This window comes from Bowmanella yangjiangensis, assembly GCF_017255015.1.
Lineage (GTDB): Bacteria > Pseudomonadota > Gammaproteobacteria > Enterobacterales > Alteromonadaceae > Bowmanella > Bowmanella yangjiangensis.
Genome location: NZ_JAFKCS010000791.1, coordinates 1 through 332, shown reverse-complemented (window position 1 = coordinate 332; position 332 = coordinate 1). Strand labels below are relative to the sequence as shown.

The following is a 332-nucleotide window of genomic DNA, read 5'->3' as shown; positions in this document are numbered from 1 at the left end:
AGCGGGACCTATGCGCAGGAGGGCGGCGGCCCGCGCCTGCCGCCGGGGCTGGGCGACCCCCTGGCTGCTGGCGACCAGGTGCTGTTCGAGGCGCTGCTGGCGCAACCGAGCATGAGCCTGGACGCATTGCGCCAGCTGCCGTGCTGGCTGGCCGGACGCTTGCGTCGCGCCGCCATCCACCATGGCCAGGCGCTGGCGCTGAGCCTGGAGGACGGTGGCGCGGGGCTGTTGCTGCTGCAGGTGGAGGAAGGCGCCGGGCTGGAGTGGTTGCCCTGGCTGCGCCAGTTGCTGGTGCAGCTGGTTGGCCTGGCCGGCGGCATGAGTCGCAGTGC

General features: G+C 73.5%; 1 pseudogene. It reads left to right on the top strand.

The features are described from left to right. Window positions 1-332, top strand: a pseudogene (locus J0A65_RS26700) (PAS domain-containing sensor histidine kinase); the annotation flags it as partial.